This is a genomic window from Leifsonia sp. NPDC014704 (genome assembly GCF_043083605.1).
Classification (GTDB): domain Bacteria; phylum Actinomycetota; class Actinomycetes; order Actinomycetales; family Microbacteriaceae; genus Leifsonia.
Genome location: NZ_JBIBYW010000001.1, coordinates 1215167 through 1233331, shown reverse-complemented (window position 1 = coordinate 1233331; position 18165 = coordinate 1215167). Strand labels below are relative to the sequence as shown.

Genomic DNA, 18165 nt, shown 5'->3' with positions numbered 1-18165 from the left:
TGCCCTCGTGAGCGGTCAGGCGCCCCGTCCGGCCGCGGCAAGGATGAGGTCGGAGACCTCCGCCGGCTGCGAGACGAGCGAGACGTGGCTGGCGGCGAGTTCGATGGTGGTGGCGCCCATCCGCTTCGCCATGAAGCGCTCCAGGTCGGGGTTGATCGTCCGGTCCTCTGTCGAGACCGCGTACCAGCTCGGCTTGTCGCGCCAGGCGGCGTGCGTGGTCCTGCCGGAGAAGAGCGTCTCGGAAATCGGTCCTTGCACCGCGTGCAGCACTCGCGCCTCTTCCGGCAGGAGGTCGCCGGCGAAGTCGCGCAGGAAGGCCTCCTCGCTGAGGCGGCCCCATCCCTCGGACCACACCACTCCGGCGGATGCGGGCGGTAGAGGGTAGGTCTTGGCGAGCGCGCCGTAGTCTTCTCCGGCGTCGGGCGCCCGAGCCGCGACGTACACGAGCGCTGAGACGGCCAGGTCGATGCCGGCCTCTGTCACGATCATTCCGGCGAACGAGTGCCCGACGAGCACGGTCGGGCCGGGGTTCAGGGCGATGGCGCGCCGGGTGATCTCGACGCCGTCCTGAAGCGTGGTGAGGGGATGTTGCACCGCCGTCACCCCGAGACCAGCGGCCTGCAGGCGGGGAATCACCTTCGACCAGGACGAACCGTCGGCGTAGGCGCCGTGGACGAGAACGACGTTGGTGGCAGCTTCAGGCATTCCGACCTCTTTCAGCCGCGCGGGTGGAGCGTGGCAGCACGGTAGCAGGGTCACCCGCCGCGACAACAGAAGCAGATCGTGACGGATCTGGTGGAGCGCGGGCGGAACCTGCTACTTTGACGGCCACCCGAACGAGCACCGCTCCGGCACCATCGCCCCAGGAGAGAGCGTCCCATGACCGAGAAACCGTCTCCGACCGGCTCGATGTGACCGGTACGCCGGAACTCGTGCAGTCGACTCATCCCGGACGGGGCGCCGCATCCACCTGGCCCTGATCCTCTGCCGGTCGGACCGGAACCTCGCCGAAGTGCACGTTGTTGCTGTCTCGCACGGCGTGTCGACCGCAACTACGTGCACCTCGGCGGAGAAAGGGGTGCGGGAGGGAGGGGGCGAGGGGGCTTAGGGGGCGGCGGACTCGGCGGCCTCCTCGGCCTGCTCGCCGTGCTGGACGATGTCGCCCTCCCGGAACAGGATGCCCCTGGCGGTCTCCCGCCACTGCGGCTTGGCCCGCAGCAGGAACTCGAGCTCCATGCTGAAGTGCTTGTACTCTTCCGCCAGCGAGTCGAGCATGATCGCGCGTGCGACGTCGTCCTTCTCAACCGCGATGCGCTGCTCGTACCAGCCGATCGCCTCGGCCTCCTCGGAGAGGCTGGCGCACATCCGCGCGAACGTCCTCGTCTCTGCGCTGAGCTCCTCGGGGGGCTCGTGGTACTGATCCGTTGACATGGATCTCCCTTCGTCGACACCATCCAATGCCCGGCGACAGTGCCCGACAAGGCTTCCTGACCGGTCGCCGCGCCGCTAGGGTGTGGACAGGGGGTGGCATATGAACGCACTGATGGCGGAACTGCAGCGAGACGAGCGGCGGCGCCGGAGGACTGCGCTTCTGGTGGTGCTGGCGATTCTCGCGGGTGCAGGAGCGTGGCTGACGGGGCCGTGGGGCGTTGTGCTGCTCACCCGGGGCGAAGCGGTCGGCTGGCTGCTCGTGGCGAGCGGTGTCGTGCTGCTCGCGGCCGCGGTGGCGGCCATCGTCGCAGCGCGGCGTCTGCGCGTGCCGGTTGAGAGCCTCCCGGGCAAGGCGAACCCGCGTTTCGACGAGCCGGAGCCCTCCCGCAACCCGAGGGGCGGCTACTCGCTGGCCGACTCGCAGCTGGGATCGCACTAGCCTCGACCGGGTCGAGGATGGGTCTCGGAGGCTCTCACTCCCCGTTGCGGAGGTCGGCGAGGCGGTCCCGGCGGAGTGCGATCTTGTCGAAGGTCGCGGTGCAGGTGTCGCCCATCGGCGCCTGCGACAGGAAGCCGAGCTTCCAGGTGCCCGCGCCGGGCGCCAGCCGGAACAGGCGGACGAAGTCCCAGTGGATGCCGTCAGCCGACGAGTGGAACGCCCATGCCTCCCCGATGCGCGCGACGCGCAGGAAGACCTCGCCGCTGGTCACGAAAGTGCTGTTGCAGTCGTCCGAGTACCGGTCGGTGACGACGCTCACCACCATCGGCTGACCCTGCGGCGAGTACTCGAAGCACAGCTTCGCCCAGTGGTCGTCGTCGCTCCACAGCACGAGCGCACCGGCGTCGAAGGTGGTGCGCGGCCCGGTGACACGGACCCGCGCGGACAGCGTGAAGTCGCCGGCCGGGCTCTCGAAGGTGAGGGCGGTTGCGGCGTGCTGCGAGTGCGCGCCGAGCGCGTCATTGGACCAGTCGACTCCCGCTGCCGCCGTCAGAGTGAGCACCTCAGCCGAGGGGTCGTACTCGGCGTCGCCGGAGGTGTGGGTCCAGGAGAGCTCGGGCAGGGCGGGGATGCTGATCGACATACCGAGAACGCTACGGCACCCGCTCGTCCGAGTCGTCTTCCGGCACGACGCCGAGGCTTGTCCGCCAGGCGCGCCGAGCGCGTTTCGTGTTGGCCAGGATGAAGCCGGTGAGCGCCAGCACCATGAGGCGGCACCGAGGGTGACGAACTCGGGCTGCGCGGCTGCACGCTCATTCTGGCCCGGGAGCATCCCCAGCCCCCACAGGACGAAGACGACGCCGAACAGCAGACCGCCGAGAGGCGAGACGATCCGGAACCACAGCTCGACAGCCCGATGGAGGACGACCATCAGCGCTTCCGATCCTGGTCGGAGGACCGCCGTCGTAGTCCGACCACGCCCACGATCGGCATGGCGAGGGCCGCGGCGATGATGAGGATGCTCACCGCATCCACCCCTCCGGATCCGGTGAGGAAGCGCAACGAAAGCGTCTCGCCGACGGCGACCACCAGGCCGATGACCACAAGCGCGACGAACTGACTGCGCGGCCGACGCGGATTCATGCGGCGACACTACGCCTGCGGCCGCCCGCCTGCCCGTCATAGGGTGGCGGGATGGGCGATGTCGAGGTGCGGTCGGCGCGGCCGACGGAGTGGGCGGCCGTGGGTGGATTGCGCTGGGATTCGGTGTTCGAGTTCGGGGGAGAGGCCGCCGATCCGCGCGACGTGTTCGCCGAGCAGTTCGCCGAGTGGGCCGGCGGTCACCAGGACACCCACGAGTGCTTCGTCGCGGTCGCGGACGGCGAGGTGATCGGGATGACGTGGCTGGCCGTCATCCCGCGGGTCCCGAGTGCGCGGGCCTTCGACCGCGCGTCCGGCGACCTGCAGTGCGCGTACGTCGCCCCCGAGCACCGTAACCGCGGTATCGGCGGTCGGCTGATCGACGCGGTCGTTGACCGCGCTCGCGAGCGCCAGCTCGAGCGTGTGACCGTGCACTCCAGCCCGCGGGCGGTTCCCGTGTACGAGCGGCACGGCTTCAGCTCGGAGGGGCGACTGCTCCACGTCTACGTCGTGCACCCGGATGCGCCGACGACATAGACCTGAGCGACTCGCGCGTCAGCGGCTCGCCGGGTCGAGGGTGATCTCGACGTCGTACTTCAGTTGCGGCTCCGGAGAACCGAGCAGGAGGGCGGGGTTCAGCCAGACGAGCTCGACCTCGGTGAGACCGAACCGGCGCGAGACGGCGAAGAGGGTGTCGTACGGGTTGGGGACGTAGCCGGTCAGCACGCCGTCCTCCACGATCGCCTTCCCCCGGGCGAAGGATACGGGGCCGTGGTCGACGGCCTGGAGGTTCGGGAACGGGGAGGGCAGCGTCCACGTCAACGGTGCGGCCGCGACGACGCCGGAGCCGCCGACCGTCTCCTCGATGGAGTGCAGGTACGACGGATCGCCTTCGGATGTGAAGCCCGGCGGGATGGGCAGCACGAGCTCGCCGTCGGGCGTGACGCGGACGAGGTCCGAGTCCAGGCCGAACACCATGGGCTGCACCGGACCCGGCTTGCCATCGTGGCGGGCGTTCGTCACGAGGAGGGAGTAGCCGGGCAGGCGGGATGCGTCGCCGCTCCCCGCCGGCAGCGGGGCGTCGGGCCGCACGTGCACCTCGACCCGGAGCGACGAGTCGACGACCACTCGCACCGCGCCGGTCAGCGGCGGCGCTGCAGGCATCCCGTCGTCGGGGTCGTGCTCGACGGCCTGCAGCTGACCCGTCGCGATGGTCTGCCCGGCCACGCGCAGCTCAGGGAGCTGCTGAGCGATGGGGACGGGATCCGGCGTCTCGGTCGGCGTCGACGTCGGGCGGGATGCGGCAGGCGCGAGCAACGAGCATCCCGAGACGGCCACAGCGACGGCCGCGATGAACAGAGCCGCGGCGCCGCGACCCACCCCCCGATGAATCATGGCTCGACCCTAGCGCACGCCGCCGGCCCACGCAGAAGCAACCGGCTCGCGCACGGACTAGACCTGCGCGCCGAGCTTGAAGCCCTGCGCCTCTTCGCCCTTCCGGGTGTACGAGAAGCCGTCCGCGCCGATGGTGACCTCCATCTCGGAGTCGTCGGTGCGGGTCGTCAGCGGCTGCGGGTTGCCGTCGAGGTCGAGGACGGTGGACGCCTCCGTGTACCAGGACGGCACGACGGGGTTGCCCCACCAGTCGCGGCGCTGATTGTCGTGCACATCCCACGTCACCACCGGGTTGTCCGGGTCGCCGGTGTAGTAGTCCTGCGTGTAGATCTCGACGCGGTGACCGTCGGGGTCGCGCAGGTACAGGTAGAACGCGTTGGAGACGCCGTGACGGCCCGGGCCGCGCTCGATGCAGTCGCTGCGGCGCAGGGCGCCCAGCTTGTCGCAGATGGCGATGATGTTGTGCTTCTCGTGGGTGGCGAACGCGACGTGGTGCATGCGCGGGCCGTCACCGCCGGTCATCGCGGTGTCGTGCACGGTCGGCTTGCGGCGCATCCACGCGGCGTAGGTCGTGCCGTGCTCGTCCTGGATGTCCTCGGTGACGCGGAAGCCGAGGTCCTCCATGTACTTCACGGCGCGCGGCACGTCGGGCGTGACCTGGTTGAAGTGGTCGATCCGGACGAGCGCGCCGGGCGTGTACAGGTCGTAGCGCCAGGCCAGACGTTCGACGTGCTCCACCTCGTAGAAGAACTCGTACGGGAAGCCCAGCGGGTCCTCGACGCGGACCGAATCGCCGACACCCTTCGTGAAGCCCTCGGCGCGACGCTCCACCCGGCAGCCCAGCTCGGTGTAGAACTCGACGGCGCGGTCCAGGTCTTCCGGGGTGCGCACCCGGTACGCGAAGGCGGCGACGGCGGCGACCGGGCCCTTCCGCAGCACGAGGTTGTGGTGGATGAACTCCTCGAAACTCCGCAGGTACACGGCGTTCTCGTCCTCCTCGGTGACGACGAGGTCGAGCACGTCGACGTAGAACTCGCGGCTGGCGGCGAGGTCGGTGACGACGAGCTCCATATAGGCGCACCGCACGACGTCCGGCGGGGTGGCCTTCGGCGTCGGGATGCGGTCGGTCGGCGCCGGGATGGGGTCGCTGCCGGTCACGGTGGGCTCCGGCGAGTCGGGGGTGATGGTCATGGTGGTGCGTCCTCTGCGTTGAGTCTGTGCGGGTTGAGTCTGTGGGTTGCGAGCGGTCAGGCGTCGCCTGCGTCCTCGGCCGCTTCCGCTGCTTCTTCCGGCTGGTGCGCACTCGCACCGAACCGGGCGGTGTGGACGGGGCCCAGCGTGATGTGGACGGCCTGCTGGTCGGTGTAGAAATCGATCGAGCGGTATCCGCCCTCATGCCCCAGCCCGGAGGCCTTCACACCGCCGAACGGCGTGCGGAGGTCGCGGACGTTGTGCGAATTGAGCCACACCATCCCGGCCTCGACGTTCTGCGCGAAGGTGTGCGCGCGCTCCAGGTCGGTGGTCCAGATGTAGGCCGCGAGACCATAGCGAACACCATTGGCGAGCTCCAGCGCCTCCTCGTCCGAGTCGAACGGGGTGATCGCGACGACCGGGCCGAAGATCTCCTCCTGGAAGATCCGCGCATCTGGAGCGACGTCGGCGAAGACGGTCGGCGCGACGTAGTTGCCGTGCCCGAGCCCCTCCGGGCGTCCGCCGCCGGCGAGGAGACGACCCTCCTGCTTGCCGAGTTCGACGTACGACATGACCTTCTCGAAGTGCTCCGGGTGCACGAGTGCGCCCACCTCGGTCTTCGGGTCATGCGGGTCGCCGACGACGATGTGCTTCGCCCGCTCGGCGTAGCGCTCCAGGAACTGGTCGTAGATCGGACGCTCGACGAGGATGCGCGAGCCGGCGGTGCAGCGCTCGCCGTTGAGCGAGAACACGCCGAACAGGGTGGAGTCGATCGCCGCATCCAGGTCGGCGTCGGCGAACACGACGGCGGGGGATTTGCCGCCCAGCTCCATCGACAGGCCTTTGAGGAACGGCGCGGCGTTGGCGAAGATGATCTGCCCGGTCCGGCTCTCGCCGGTGAAGGAGATGAGCGGGACGTCGGGATGCTTGACCAGCGCGTCGCCCGCCTCCTCGCCGAGCCCGTTGACCAGGTTGAACACGCCGTCCGGCACGCCGGCCTCACGGAAGATCTCCGCCCACAGGCTCGCCGACAGCGGGGTGAACTCGGCGGGCTTCAGCACGACCGTGTTTCCGGTCGCCAGGGCCGGAGCGAGTTTCCAGCTCTCCAGCATGAAGGGCGTGTTCCAGGGGGTGATGAGCCCGGCGACGCCGATCGGCTTGCGGTTGACGTAGTTGAGCTGGCTGCCGGGCACCTTGTAGGCGTCGTCGGCCTGAGCGACGATCAGGTCGGCGAAGAAGCGGAAGTTCTCCGCAGCACGCTGCGCCTGACCGAGCGCCTGGGTGATGGGGAGGCCGGTGTCGAAGGTCTCGAGCTCCGCGAGGCGTGCATCCTGCTCTTCGACCGCGTCGGCGATGCGGTTCAGGACACGGGCGCGCTCACGCGGCTTCATCCGCGGCCAGGGGCCCTCGCGGAAGGCGCGGCGGGCGGCGGCCACGGCCAGGTCGATGTCCTCCTTCTGACCGGCTGCAGCCTGCGCGTACGTCTCGTTCGACACCGGGTCGAGCACGTCGAACGTCGCGCCCGAGGCGCTGTCGACGAAGCGGCCGTCGATGAAGTGCCGGATGGTGTCCGGGAGGTTCTCGGGGATGTGGTGCTGCGCCATGCGCGGCCTCCTGTCGGTCGTAACGGTCACGGCTGCTGCTGTTCGCTCGACGCCGTCTGCTGCTCCTGGCGGCGGTGGAGGGCGTCCAGGGTGGCGAGTCGGTGGCGCCGGGCGGCGAGTTCGATCTCGAGCGGCTCGGCGCCGGATTCGATCAGCTCGACGATGTGCTCGTGCTCGTCGACGGACTCGCGGGCGCGGCCGGGCACGAAGCTGAACGTCGAGTCGCGGAGCACGGTGAGGCGGTTCCAGCCGCGGTGCACCAGGTCGAGGATGTGCGGGTTCGGGCACTCCTCGAACAGCACGGCGTGGAACTGCTGGTTGAGCTCGGTGAACCGGTGCGGGATGAAGTCGTCGAGGCACGCGATCATCTCGCGGTTGATCGCCCTGGCCCGCTCCAGGTGGTCGGCGGTCAGCAGGGGAGCGGACAGCTGGGTTGCGGCGCCCTCGACGAGCGCGAGCGTCTCCATCGTGTACGTGTACTCGGCCTCGTGCAGCAGGGCGACCTGGGCGCCCACGTTCTTCTCGAACGTCACCAGCCCCTCCGCCTCCAGCCGGCGGATGGCCTCCCGCACGGGCACGACGCTGATGTCCAGCTCGCCCGCGATCTGCCCGAGCACCAGGCGGAAGCCGGAGACGTACCGGCCGTCGTCGATGCGGGCCCGGATGAACTCGTAGGCGAGCTGCGACTTGCTCGGGGCCGCGGCCTTCAGCGCTGCGTCCGCCATGCGCGGTACCTCTCTCTCCACTCGTCGTTCATCGGGAACAACCCGTCGACCGGATGACCGGCCGCCACCTGCTCGGCGATGAACTCCTCTTCGCGCTCCTGCTCGATCGCGTCGTCGACGACCTCCTCGACCAGGGCAGGCGGGATGACCAGCAGCCCGTCCGCGTCGCCCACGATCACGTCGCCCGGCTGCACGGACGCCCCGCCGCAGGCGATGGTCACGTCGGTGTCCCACGGCACGTGCTTGCGCCCGAGCACGGCCGGATGCGGGCCGTTGTGGTAGGTGGGAATGTCGAGGGAGGCGACGACCGCGAGGTCGCGCACGCCGCCGTCGGTGACGATGCCTGCCGCGCCGTTGACCTGCGCGCGCAGTGCGAGGACGTCGCCGACGGTTCCGCTGCCGCGCTCGCCGCGGGCCTCGATCACCAGCACCTCACCCGGCCCGACCGCGTCGAACGCGCGCTTCTGCGCGTTGTAGCCGCCGCCGTGCGTGGAGAAGAGGTCCTCCCGGTTCGGGATGTAGCGAAGCGTCCGCGCCGTGCCGACGACCCGGGCGCCGGGCCGGGTCGAGGTCAGGCCGTCGATGGAGACGTTGTTCAGACCGCGTTTGCGGAGCTGCGAACTGAGGGTGGCGGTCGCGACGCTCGCGAGCTTCGCCCGCAGTTCGTCCGTCAGGGTGGACGACGGCTCCGGGGGTGTGCCGTACGCCTCGGAGCGCTGATGGTCGTCGACGCTGGGCTTGGTTCCGAAGTCGCCGAACGGGATGCGGCCCTCGGTGATGCGGGTGAGCAGGCGGCCGGTGGTCGGCGCGCCCGGCGCTGTGGGCGCATCCACTTCGACCTCGACCGTGTCGCCGGGAACCGTCACCGACGAGCCCGCCGGGGTGCCGGTCAGAATGACGTCGCCGGGCTCCAGGGTCATCAGCTGGGAGAGGTCGGCGATGAGGCGGCCGAACGGGAAGAGCAGGTCGTCGGTCGTGCCCTCCTGCATCAGGTCGCCGTTGAGCCAGGTGCGGACGCGGAGGGCGTCCGGGTCGAGGTCGGCGGCCGGGAGGACCGCGGGCCCGAGGGGTGTGAAGCCGTCGCCGCCCTTCGAGCGCACGTTGGACCCCTTGTCAGCGGCGCGGAGGTCGTAGAGGCCGAAGTCGTTCGCGGCGGTGACGCCGGAGACGGCCGCCCAGCCGTCCTCGGGGGAGACCCGGCGGGTCGGGCGGCCGATGATCAGCGCGATCTCGCCCTCGAAGGCGAGGAGTTCGGTGCCGGCGGGGCGCTCCAGCTCGCCGCCCGATTCGGCGATGGAGGAGGATGGCTTCAAGAAGTAGGAGGGCTGCGCGGGGGTGCGCCCGCGCTGTGCGGCGCGCGAGCGGTAGTTCAGGTGCACCGCGATGATCTTGCCGGGGCGGGGGATGTCCGTCACGGGTGGTGCCTCCTCATCGTCGGGGACGGTCTGAGACCGTATTCGAGATCATATACAATCCACGCAGCCTGTTCAAGCTAGTACGCGGCCGGGGCGGGAGCGTCCGGCGTCGCGCCGATGAAACGGTCGGCGAGCGCCTCCGACGCCCGGGCGAGCAGCGTGACGTCGGCGCCGACGAGCACATACGCGGCGCCCGCGGCCGCGTAGCGGTCTGCCGTCGCCGGGTCGAAGGCGTTCACGCCGACGGGGGTGCCCGTCGCGCGGCCGGCGGCGATCACGGACTCGACGGCCGCGATGACGTCCGGATGGTTCTGCTGTCCGAGCAGGCCCATCGAGGCCGCGAGGTCGGCGGGGCCGACGAGGAGCGCATCCACACCGTCGATCGCCGCGATCGCCGCTGCCTGGTCGAGCCCCTCGGTCGTCTCGATCTGCACGGTCAAGGAGACGAGGTCGTTCGCGCGCCCGAGGTAGTCGGGGATGCGGCTCCAACGCGACGATCGCGCGAGCGCGCTGCCGACGCCGCGGACGCCGTGCGGCGGGTAGCGCACCGCCCGCACCATGGCCTCTGCGTGGGCGACACTGTCGACCATCGGGACGAGGATGTTCTGGGCGCCCAGGTCGAGGAGCTGTTTGATCACGACCGGATCGCCGATCGGCGCCCGCACCACCGGGACAGCCGGGTACGGCGCGACCGCCTGCAACTGGGCGAGGATCGACTCGAGGTTCACGGGGGAGTGCTCCCCGTCGATCAGCACGATGTCGAGCCCGCTGCCGGCGCAGATCTCGGCGACCAGCGGGCTGCCCGCACAGGACCACATCCCGAACAGAGCGCGGTCCGCAGACCGTAGACGGTCGGCGAACGTCGGCGCGGGCTCTAGACGAATCGGCATGTGACGGCTCCCAGGGTTCCGTAGTCGGCGTGGACGGTGTCGCCGCGCTCCACCCACATCGGGCGGGTGAACGAGCCGGCGAGGACGATGTCGCCGGCTTCGAGGCGGCTGCCGTGCTGCGCGAGCTTGTTGGCGAGCCAGGCGACGCCGGTGGCGGGATGGTCGAGCACGGCGGCGGCGACGCCGGACTCCTCGATCGTCTCGTTGCGGTACAGCAGGGCGGAGACCCAGCGCAGGTCCACGGCATCCACCGCCACCGGCCGGCCACCGACGACCATGCCGCCCATCGCCGCGTTGTCGGAGATGGTGTCGACGATCGTGCGGCCCTGCATCTCGATGCGCGACGACAGGATCTCGAGGGCGGGGACGACGTAGCGGGTGGCGCTGAGCACGTCGAACAGGGTGACGTCGGGGCCTTCGAGCGGTTCGGCGAGGACGAACGCGAGCTCGACCTCGATGCGCACGTTCGAGAACTGGTCGAACGGGATGATGGAGCCGGTCTCGTAGACCATGTCGGCGAAGATCGCGCCGTAGTCCGGCTCGGTGATGCCGGTCGCCTGCTGCATGACCTTCGACGTGAGGCCGATCTTGCGGCCGACGAGGCGCCGCCCCTCGGCGAGCCCGCGCTCGACCCGCAGGCGTTGGACCGCGTACGAATCCTCGACGGTCATGTCCGGATGGCGGGCGGTGAGAAGCGCGACCGTCGTGCGGTCGCGTTCGGCGGTCGCGAGTTCGTCGGCGATGGCCTGGATGGTCGGGCGATCGAGCACTCGGAGTCCCTTCGACGTCGGAGGAGGAGCGCACTGGCCCCGAGTGGATCGTATATCTTCCTGCCCGACGAGGGGCGAGTAGATGCGGGAATTCGTGCTGAATTTCGACATCTACTCGCCCCTCGTCGGGGAAGGGGGGAGAGGGAGGGGAGGCGGGCGGCGGTTAGGCGGCGGGGGTGGGGAGCGCCGCGTGGATGAGGACCTGGGCGGCGGCGCGCGCGTCGGCCGCGGCGTCGGGCGTGCCGGCGATCGCGGCCGTGGTCTGTGCGCCCTCGGCGAGGATTGCTAGCTGCGGCGCGAGCGAGGGCGACGCCCCGGCCTCGGCGGCGAGCTCGGCGACGAACGTCTGGAACGACTCCTTGTGCCGCCGGGCGGCCTCCGCGACCCGCGGGTCGGCCGCGCCGAGCTCACCGAACGCGTTGATGAAGCCGCAGCCGCGGAAGGTGTCCTCGACGAACCAGTCCGCCAGGTAGTCGTAGATCGCGAGGAGCTTCGCCGCGGCGCCGTCGACGGTCGCGACCCGGGCGGCGACGCCGTCGGTCCAGAGGTCGTGGCGCTTCGCGAGCACCGCGAGCACGAGGTCGTCCTTCGAGGGGAACAGCTGGTACAGCCTGCGGAGGGAAACGCCTGCCGCATCCCGCACCTGGTCCATGCCGACGGCGTGGAAGCCGCGCGCGTAGTAGAGCGCGTCGGCAGCGTCCACGATCCGGGTCCGCATCTCTTCATCCGCCATTCTCCGATTGTAGCTTGACTGAGAACGATAGTTCTCGCTAGAGTCGGATCACCGGCGAGAACGATCGTTCTCGCTCTGTCGAAGAAAGGATGCGACACGATGTCGTACATCACCGTCGGGACCGAGAACAGCACCCCCATCGAGCTCTTCTACGAAGACCACGGCTCCGGTCAGCCGGTCGTGCTGATCCACGGATTCCCGCTCGACGGTCACTCGTGGGAGAAGCAGACCGCCGCGCTGCTCGACGCCGGCTACCGCGTGATCACGTACGACCGCCGCGGATTCGGCCGCTCCAGCCAGGCCACCACCGGCTACGACTACGACACGTTCGCCGCCGACCTGAAGGTCGTGCTCGACACCCTCGACCTGCAGGATGCCGTGCTCGTCGGCTTCTCGATGGGCACCGGCGAGGTCGGCCGCTACCTCGGGCTCTACGGCTCCGAGCGCGTCGCCAAGGTCGCGTTCCTCGCCTCGCTCGAGCCGTACCTGCTCAAGACCGACGACAACCCCGACGGCGCCGCCCCGCGCGAGTTCTTCGAGGGCATCGTGGATGCGGTGAAGGCGGACCGTTACGCGTACTTCACCCAGTTCTACAAGGACTTCTACAACCTCGACGAGAACCTCGGCACCCGCATCAGCGAGGAGGCCGTGCGCAACAGCTGGAACCTCGCCGCCGGCAGTGGGGCGGTGGCCTCGGCAGCCGCGCCGCTCACCTGGTTCACCGACTTCCGCGCCGACATCGCCAAGATCGACGTCCCTGCGCTCATCCTCCACGGCACTGCCGACAACATCCTCCCGATCGACGCGACCGCCCGTCCCTTCCACAAGCTCCTGCCGCAGGCGGACTACGTGGAGGTCGAGGGCGCGCCGCACGGCCTGCTGTGGACCCACGCGGCCGAGGTCACCGAGGCGCTCCTGACCTTCCTCCGGAAGTAACCCGCCCCCACGGGCCAGGAGTGGGCGCGGCGCGGACCTCGGGCGGTCCGCGCCGCGCTTCGTCATGTCCGCAGGCGTCTGCGCTCGGCCCACACGTAGAGCGCGGCGTAGACGATGAACGAGCCGACGAGGCCCCAGACGAGCAGGGCGGCGGACGGCCGCGACCACAGCAGCTCGCCTCCGCGCAGGAGGAGAGCGAGCAGCATCAGCGCCAGCGCGACAAGCTGCGCCTGGAAGATCTGCCGGAACGCGCTCCAGCGCGCGTCGCCGAGCATCCACAGGTTGACCATGCCGGGAAGGGTCAGGATGGCGCCGCAGACGCGGGCGGTCAGCGGCGTCAGCGGCCAGGCCCAGATCGAGATCGCCAGCTGCGGTGCGACGAACAGCACCAGCCCGACCACCAGCGAGCAGATCCCGATAAGGGCGAGCAGGATGCGTACCCAGCCGGGCAGGACCGCATCCTGCTGTTCGACCGCTCCGGAGTCCTCCCCGCGGTTCACGATCATCGCGGCCAGCACCAGGAACGGCGTCGTCACGTACAGCGTCACCCAGACGATGAACGACAGGTGGCCGAAATGGAAGCGGTCCCAGTGCAGGAACGTCGCGACCGCGAGCAGGGTGGCGAACAGCAGGACGGCGGGGAAGCCGTGACGCACGGCGTGCCACCGGTTCGGCCGCACCACGTGGGCGAAGAACACGATGCCGCCCGCATAGGCGCTGCCGAGCAGCATCGCGGTGATCGGCGGGCGGATGGTCCAGGCGAACAGTCGGTCGGTGGTGTCGGCCAGCGGGTAGAGCAGGACGAACGCGGCGATCAGGAACGGGATGATAATCGCGCCGACGACGCGCGTGTACGGGTGCACGCGGTCCGTCATGAGGCGTGTCCCTCCGCCTCGGCGACGGCGCGGTCGGCGGGCAGGGACCGGCCCTCCGCGACGGCGGCCTCGAAGGCCTCGGCGTCGGAGGCGGACGCCGCCGCGAGCATCCGGTCGACGAAGAGCTGGTGGAACGAGAACGCCGGCGCGTTGTGCAGGCCGGTGCGCTCACGGAGCGAACGGGATGCCCCCAGCAGCCGGCCGGCCCGGCCGACGTCGCCGGAGAGAGCGGCGACCGCGACCATCCCCTCCAGTCCATAGGCGATGCCCTCCACATGGCCGAGCCGGCGGGACAGCGCCAGGCACGCCGAGAAGTCGGAGGTCGCGCCGGCCGCATCGCCGAGCAGCAGCCGGGCCCAACCGCGGTGGTGCTGCGCGATCGTCACGCCCAGCTCGTCGCCGTTGTCGTGGGCGAGGGTGAGGCTCTCCTCGAAGTGCCCGAGCGCCGCATCCACCTGCTCGCGCAGCAGGGCGACCCGGCCAAGCATGACCAGCGCCATCGCCTGCCCCCACCGGTCGCCGCAGCCGCGGAAAAGGCGCAGGCTGGTCGCCATGGCGTCGTCGGCGGCGGCCGGATCCGGTTGCGGGGAGGCGAGCACGGCGAGAGCGAACGAGATGAGGGCGAGGGCCTCACCGTCGGAGTCGTCCGAGCGATGGAACAGCTCGGCGCTCTCCGTGAGGCTCGCCGCGACCGTCCCGCCCTGGTCCTGCCAGAACGTGATCGCCTGCGTGAAGTAGAGCGCGATGGCGCGGGTGCGGTCGTCCAGCGCAGCATCGGCGGCGAGGACCTCCTCCATCCACCCGCGCACCTCTCCCAGCAGGCCGGCCACCCACCAGTAGACGTAGAGGCTCCACGCCAGGTGTGCCCCGCGTGTCCAGTCCCGCCGGTCGAGAAGGTGCCGGACGGCGGCGCGCAGGTTGCCGGTGTCGGCGCCCAGTCGCCTCACCCAGTCGTGCTGGTCCGCACCCTCCAGGCCGGCGTCCGCGCGCTCGGCCAGTGCGAGGAAAAAGGCGGCGTGCGCGTCGCGGACGGCGTCCAGCCTCCCCTCGGCCTCCAGCTGCTCGATCGCATACTCGCGAACGGTGGCGAGCAGGGAGAAGCGAGCGGCGGCCGTGTCCTCGTGCTGCCGGACCAAGCTGTTGTCGACGAGCGCCGCGAGAGCCGCCAGCGCGTCCGGCGCCTCGCCGTCCGCCGCCACCGCCGCGGCCACGGACTCCGCCGCCTCCAGCGAGAACCCGCCCTCGAAGACCCCGAGCTGGGCGAGGAGCGTCCGCTCCGGCGGATCGAGGAGCTGGGCGCTCCATTCGATCGTCGCGCGCAGGGTCCGCTGCCGCTCGGGCAGATCGCGGGCGCCGCCGACGAGGAGCGGGAGCCGCCGGTCGAGCCGCCTGGCGAGCTCCGCCGGCGGGAGCACCCGCACGCGCGCCGCGCCCAGTTCGAGCGCGAGCGGAACACCGTCGAGCGCGGAGCAGATCCGCGCGACGTCCGCCGAATTGTCCGGGGTGATCTCGAAATCGGGCCGGACGGCGTGAGCGCGCTCGACGAACAGCGTCATGGCCTCATCGGACGTCAGCGGCCCCAGGTCGTAGCGTCGCTCGCCGCCCACGCGCAGGAGCGAACGGCTGGTGACGATCGCGGAGACGCCGGGCGCGGCGGCGAGCAGGCCCGTGATGACGGGCGCAGCCGGGAGCGCCTGCTCGAAGTTGTCGAGCAGCAGCAGCACCCTGCGGTCGCGCAGGGCGGTGGCGACCTTGTCGGCGAGCGGTGCGTCACCGGTGTCCCGCACGCCGAGGGCCTGGGCGAGAGCGCCGACGACACCGGGGGCGTCGTGCGCGGGGGAGACGTCGACGAACACCGCACCGTCGGGGAAGCGGTCGCCCAGATTCGCTGCTGCGGCGATCGCCAGCCGGCTCTTCCCCATCCCGCCGGGCCCGGTGATGGTCACCAACCGGGCGCCGCCGGTGAGCATCCCGCGGACCGCCTCGATATCGGCCTCGCGACCGATCAAGCGGGTGAGGGGCGACGGGAGCGCGGGCGCCGAGACCGGCGCTGCGGACGCCACCGGATGCGGGGGCGACGTCGCGAGCCTGCTGAGCTCGAAACGCTCGGCCAAGAGGATCGCCAGGTCGGCCTCCAGCAGCACCTGAAGCTCCTGGGCGGACTCGACGTACTTGAACGACGCCCGGTCGTCCGCCCGGATGCGATCGAGGAGTTCGGCCAGCCGCGGCTCACGGCCCGGGGCCGGGTCCTTGATGTAAATGAGGCGCGGCAGCTGCGGCGGGCACAGGTTGTACTCGTCCTCGAGCCCGGAGACCTCCTCGTCCGGGGCGACCCAGCCGTACCGCTCCCAGTACAGGCCGACGAACACGTCGCTCTGCTCGAGGTAGGCGCGATACAGCTCCCGCGGTGGATGCGGCCGGGCGCCCAGCTCGAACATGACCGGCGCAAGGTGCAGGCGCTCGATCGCCGCTCGCGCGGCCCGGCGTTCCGGGGCGAGCTCTTTGAGGGTCGAACTGACGAAGACGCGCAGCCGCTGGTCCGGCGTGCGGATCACCCGCGGGACGCCGTTCATGCACGCATTCTGTTGCACGCACCCCGGGGTGCACCAGAGGTCTGTGCGGACGGCCCCGACAGGTCGGGCTCAGCGCGAGCGGTGGGACGAGCGGACGGGCGCGGGCGCCGACTGCGTGGTCGCTTCGAGGGCGGACGCCGACGCACCCAGCTCGCGCAGCGCTGCGGCGGACGCCGAGCCCGCCTCCGCGTGATAGATCACCAACAGCTGCCCGCCCGAGTCGCCGATGGGCAGCTTCTGCCTGCTGAGCTCCAGCATCCCGACCCGGGGGTGGTCGAGCCGGGCGGCACCCCCGCCGAGCCCGCGCACATCGTGGCGCGCCCACAGCTTGCGGAAGTGCTCGCTGCCCAGCGAGAGCTCGCCGACGAGCTGCGCGATGCGCGGGTCGTCGACGTCGCTGCCGATGGAGGCCCGGAACGACGCGATCAGCCCGGCGGTCGCCTGCTCCCAGTCCGGGTAGAGCGCCCGCTCCTCCTCGTCGAGGAAGAGCGAGCGCAGGCGATTCTCGCCCGGGCGGATGCTGGGGGAGAGAGCGGTCGCGAGCGGGTTCGCTGCCAGCACGTCGAACATCCGGTCCTCCACGAACGCGGGAAGCTCGATCACCTCCAGCAACTGGAGGATGCCCTTCGGCACGGTACGACGGGCAGGGCGGCGGACGCGCGCGGGCAGCGGCTCGCCCAGGCTCAAGAGGTACTCGGTGGCCGCCGCGTCGAGGTCGAAGACGCGCGCGAGCGCGGTCAGCACCTGCGCGGACGGGTGACGGTCGCGCCCCTGCTCGAGCCGCAGGTAGTAGTCGGCGCTGATCCCCGCGAGCGTCGCGACCTCCTCACGGCGGAGTCCCGGCGTGCGGCGGACGCCCGTGACCCGGAGGCCGACGGAGGCCGGGTCGACGAGCTCGCGCCGGGCGCGGAGGTACTCGCCGAGGGAGTTCGGTTCGGAGCGGGAGGTGGCCACAGCGCGAGTCTAGGAGCGAGCGGTGAGCGCATCCAGGTCCTCCCATCCCCAGGATCGTCGCGGTACTGCCTGGCGCGCGGGCGAGGCCGGAGAGTGGATGCCATGACAGACATCGACACCACTCGCGCCGCCCTCCCCGGTGGCAGCTACCGCACCGGCGACCTCGACCTCACCCGCTTCGGATACGGCGCCATGCAGCTCGCCGGCCCGGGCGTGTTCGGTCCGCCGACCGACCGTGACGGAGCCATCGCGGTGCTCCGCGCGGCCGTTGAGGCGGGCATCACGCACATCGACACGGCCGAGTTCTACGGCCCGCACGTGACCAACGAGATCATCCGCGAGGCGCTCGCGCCGTATCCCGGCACCCTCCACATCGTCACGAAGGTCGGGGCGGAGCGGGATGCGGAGGGAAACTGGCCGCACGCGCGCTCGCCGCAGCAGCTGCGCGACCAGGTGCACCAGAACCTGCGCTCGCTCGGACTCGAGGCGCTGGACGTCGTCAACCTGCGCGTCGGCGGCTTCGATCGTCCGGAGCCCGGATCGCTCGCCGAGCAGTTCGGGGCTCTCGCCGACCTGCAGCGGGAGGGGCTCATCCGGCACCTGGGGCTCAGCACGGTGAGCGCGGAGCAGCTGGCGGAGGCCCAGGCCATCGCACCGGTCGTCACCGTGCAGAACTTCTACAACATCGCCAACCGGGAGGATGACGCGCTGGTCGACCGGACCGCCCGCGAGGGGATCGCGTACGTGCCGTACTTCCCGCTCGGCGGCTTCACGCCGCTGCAGTCGGGCACGCTCACGTCGGTCGCCGAGCGGCTCGGTGCGACGCCGCTCGCCGTCGCCCTGGCGTGGCTGCTGCACCGCTCGCCGAACATCCTGCTGATCCCGGGCACGTCGTCGGTGGCGCACCTGCACGACAACATCGCGGGTGCCGGGCTGCAACTGCCGGATGACGCGATCGCCGAATTGGACGCGGTCGGCTGACCCCTTGGGGGGATGTGCCCGCTCGATCTCACGGACCCCATTGCTTCGAATGCGAAATCGTATATCATTGGCGGATCGGAGCGCCGCTCCGGGACAACGATGTCGCAGCACTG

General features: G+C 70.7%; 19 protein-coding genes. 4 read left to right on the top strand and 15 right to left on the bottom strand.

What is annotated here, in order from left to right; translation table 11 throughout:
• Positions 1 to 15: 15 nt before the first annotated feature.
• On the bottom strand, positions 16 to 705 hold the full coding sequence (locus tag ACF1AJ_RS06020; protein ID WP_391506537.1) for an alpha/beta fold hydrolase: 690 nt from the start codon (positions 703 to 705) through the stop codon (positions 16 to 18).
• Between the two features lie 399 nt (positions 706 to 1104).
• Entirely contained in the window at positions 1105 to 1431 is a 327-nt protein-coding gene (locus ACF1AJ_RS06015; protein ID WP_391506536.1) for a hypothetical protein, read from the bottom strand.
• 112 nt (positions 1432 to 1543) lie between these two features.
• Here ACF1AJ_RS06015 and ACF1AJ_RS06010 point away from each other — a divergent pair, with 112 nt between their 5' ends.
• Positions 1544 to 1870, top strand: a complete 327-nt coding sequence (locus ACF1AJ_RS06010; protein WP_391506535.1) for a hypothetical protein — start codon at positions 1544 to 1546, stop codon at positions 1868 to 1870.
• 34 nt (positions 1871 to 1904) lie between these two features.
• Here the strand turns inward: ACF1AJ_RS06010 and ACF1AJ_RS06005 are convergent, their stop codons facing one another.
• The gene (locus tag ACF1AJ_RS06005; protein ID WP_391506534.1) at positions 1905 to 2513 is read right to left on the bottom strand and encodes a DUF1349 domain-containing protein; all 609 of its coding nucleotides are present in this window, start codon (positions 2511 to 2513) and stop codon (positions 1905 to 1907) included.
• Between the two features lie 287 nt (positions 2514 to 2800).
• Positions 2801 to 3013: a hypothetical protein gene (locus tag ACF1AJ_RS06000; RefSeq protein WP_391506533.1), complete on the bottom strand. Its 213-nt coding sequence runs from the start codon at positions 3011 to 3013 to the stop codon at positions 2801 to 2803.
• 51 nt (positions 3014 to 3064) lie between these two features.
• Here ACF1AJ_RS06000 and ACF1AJ_RS05995 point away from each other — a divergent pair, with 51 nt between their 5' ends.
• A complete protein-coding gene (locus ACF1AJ_RS05995) occupies positions 3065 to 3547 on the top strand; it encodes a GNAT family N-acetyltransferase (RefSeq protein ID WP_391506532.1) in 483 nt (160 codons plus the stop codon).
• 18 nt (positions 3548 to 3565) lie between these two features.
• Here the strand turns inward: ACF1AJ_RS05995 and ACF1AJ_RS05990 are convergent, their stop codons facing one another.
• The 8 genes from ACF1AJ_RS05990 to ACF1AJ_RS05955 all read right to left on the bottom strand — a co-directional run bounded on the left by ACF1AJ_RS05990 (position 3566) and on the right by ACF1AJ_RS05955 (position 11733).
• The gene (locus ACF1AJ_RS05990) at positions 3566 to 4405 is read right to left on the bottom strand and encodes a hypothetical protein (RefSeq protein WP_391506531.1); all 840 of its coding nucleotides are present in this window, start codon (positions 4403 to 4405) and stop codon (positions 3566 to 3568) included.
• Between the two features lie 57 nt (positions 4406 to 4462).
• Positions 4463 to 5596, bottom strand: coding sequence for a 3,4-dihydroxyphenylacetate 2,3-dioxygenase (hpaD, locus tag ACF1AJ_RS05985; protein WP_391506530.1), 1134 nt, complete (start codon positions 5594 to 5596; stop codon positions 4463 to 4465).
• 56 nt (positions 5597 to 5652) lie between these two features.
• Positions 5653 to 7200, bottom strand: coding sequence for a 5-carboxymethyl-2-hydroxymuconate semialdehyde dehydrogenase (gene hpaE, locus ACF1AJ_RS05980; protein ID WP_391506529.1), 1548 nt, complete (start codon positions 7198 to 7200; stop codon positions 5653 to 5655).
• A 26-nt stretch (positions 7201 to 7226) separates the two neighbouring features.
• Positions 7227 to 7925, bottom strand: a complete 699-nt coding sequence (locus tag ACF1AJ_RS05975; RefSeq protein ID WP_391506528.1) for a GntR family transcriptional regulator — start codon at positions 7923 to 7925, stop codon at positions 7227 to 7229.
• Positions 7907 to 9340, bottom strand: a complete 1434-nt coding sequence (locus ACF1AJ_RS05970) for a fumarylacetoacetate hydrolase family protein (RefSeq protein WP_391506527.1) — start codon at positions 9338 to 9340, stop codon at positions 7907 to 7909. The genes ACF1AJ_RS05975 and ACF1AJ_RS05970 overlap by 19 nt, the downstream gene beginning before the upstream one ends.
• 77 nt (positions 9341 to 9417) lie before the next feature.
• Positions 9418 to 10230, bottom strand: a complete 813-nt coding sequence (locus tag ACF1AJ_RS05965; RefSeq protein ID WP_391506526.1) for an aldolase/citrate lyase family protein — start codon at positions 10228 to 10230, stop codon at positions 9418 to 9420.
• On the bottom strand, positions 10215 to 11000 hold the full coding sequence (gene hpaH / locus ACF1AJ_RS05960) for a 2-oxo-hept-4-ene-1,7-dioate hydratase (RefSeq protein WP_391506525.1): 786 nt from the start codon (positions 10998 to 11000) through the stop codon (positions 10215 to 10217). The genes ACF1AJ_RS05965 and hpaH overlap by 16 nt, the downstream gene beginning before the upstream one ends.
• 163 nt (positions 11001 to 11163) lie before the next feature.
• Positions 11164 to 11733 (bottom strand): TetR/AcrR family transcriptional regulator, encoded by a 570-nt coding sequence (locus ACF1AJ_RS05955; RefSeq protein ID WP_391506524.1) that lies wholly within the window; start codon positions 11731 to 11733, stop codon positions 11164 to 11166.
• Positions 11734 to 11832: 99 nt separating this feature from the next.
• Between ACF1AJ_RS05955 and ACF1AJ_RS05950 the strand changes: the two genes are divergently transcribed.
• A complete protein-coding gene (locus tag ACF1AJ_RS05950; RefSeq protein WP_391506523.1) occupies positions 11833 to 12669 on the top strand; it encodes an alpha/beta fold hydrolase in 837 nt (278 codons plus the stop codon).
• Positions 12670 to 12731: 62 nt separating this feature from the next.
• Here ACF1AJ_RS05950 and ACF1AJ_RS05945 read toward each other — a convergent pair whose 3' ends face one another.
• The 3 genes from ACF1AJ_RS05945 to ACF1AJ_RS05935 form a co-directional block, all read right to left on the bottom strand.
• Positions 12732 to 13544: a hypothetical protein gene (locus tag ACF1AJ_RS05945; RefSeq protein ID WP_391506522.1), complete on the bottom strand. Its 813-nt coding sequence runs from the start codon at positions 13542 to 13544 to the stop codon at positions 12732 to 12734.
• Positions 13541 to 16117, bottom strand: a complete 2577-nt coding sequence (locus tag ACF1AJ_RS05940) for a DUF4062 domain-containing protein (RefSeq protein ID WP_391506521.1) — start codon at positions 16115 to 16117, stop codon at positions 13541 to 13543. The genes ACF1AJ_RS05945 and ACF1AJ_RS05940 overlap by 4 nt, the downstream gene beginning before the upstream one ends.
• Before the next feature lie 69 nt (positions 16118 to 16186).
• A complete protein-coding gene (locus tag ACF1AJ_RS05935; RefSeq protein WP_391506520.1) occupies positions 16187 to 17071 on the bottom strand; it encodes a helix-turn-helix domain-containing protein in 885 nt (294 codons plus the stop codon).
• A gap of 102 nt (positions 17072 to 17173) precedes the next feature.
• Between ACF1AJ_RS05935 and ACF1AJ_RS05930 the strand changes: the two genes are divergently transcribed.
• The gene (locus ACF1AJ_RS05930; RefSeq protein WP_391506519.1) at positions 17174 to 18052 is read left to right on the top strand and encodes an oxidoreductase; all 879 of its coding nucleotides are present in this window, start codon (positions 17174 to 17176) and stop codon (positions 18050 to 18052) included.
• Positions 18053 to 18165: the final 113 nt, after the last annotated feature.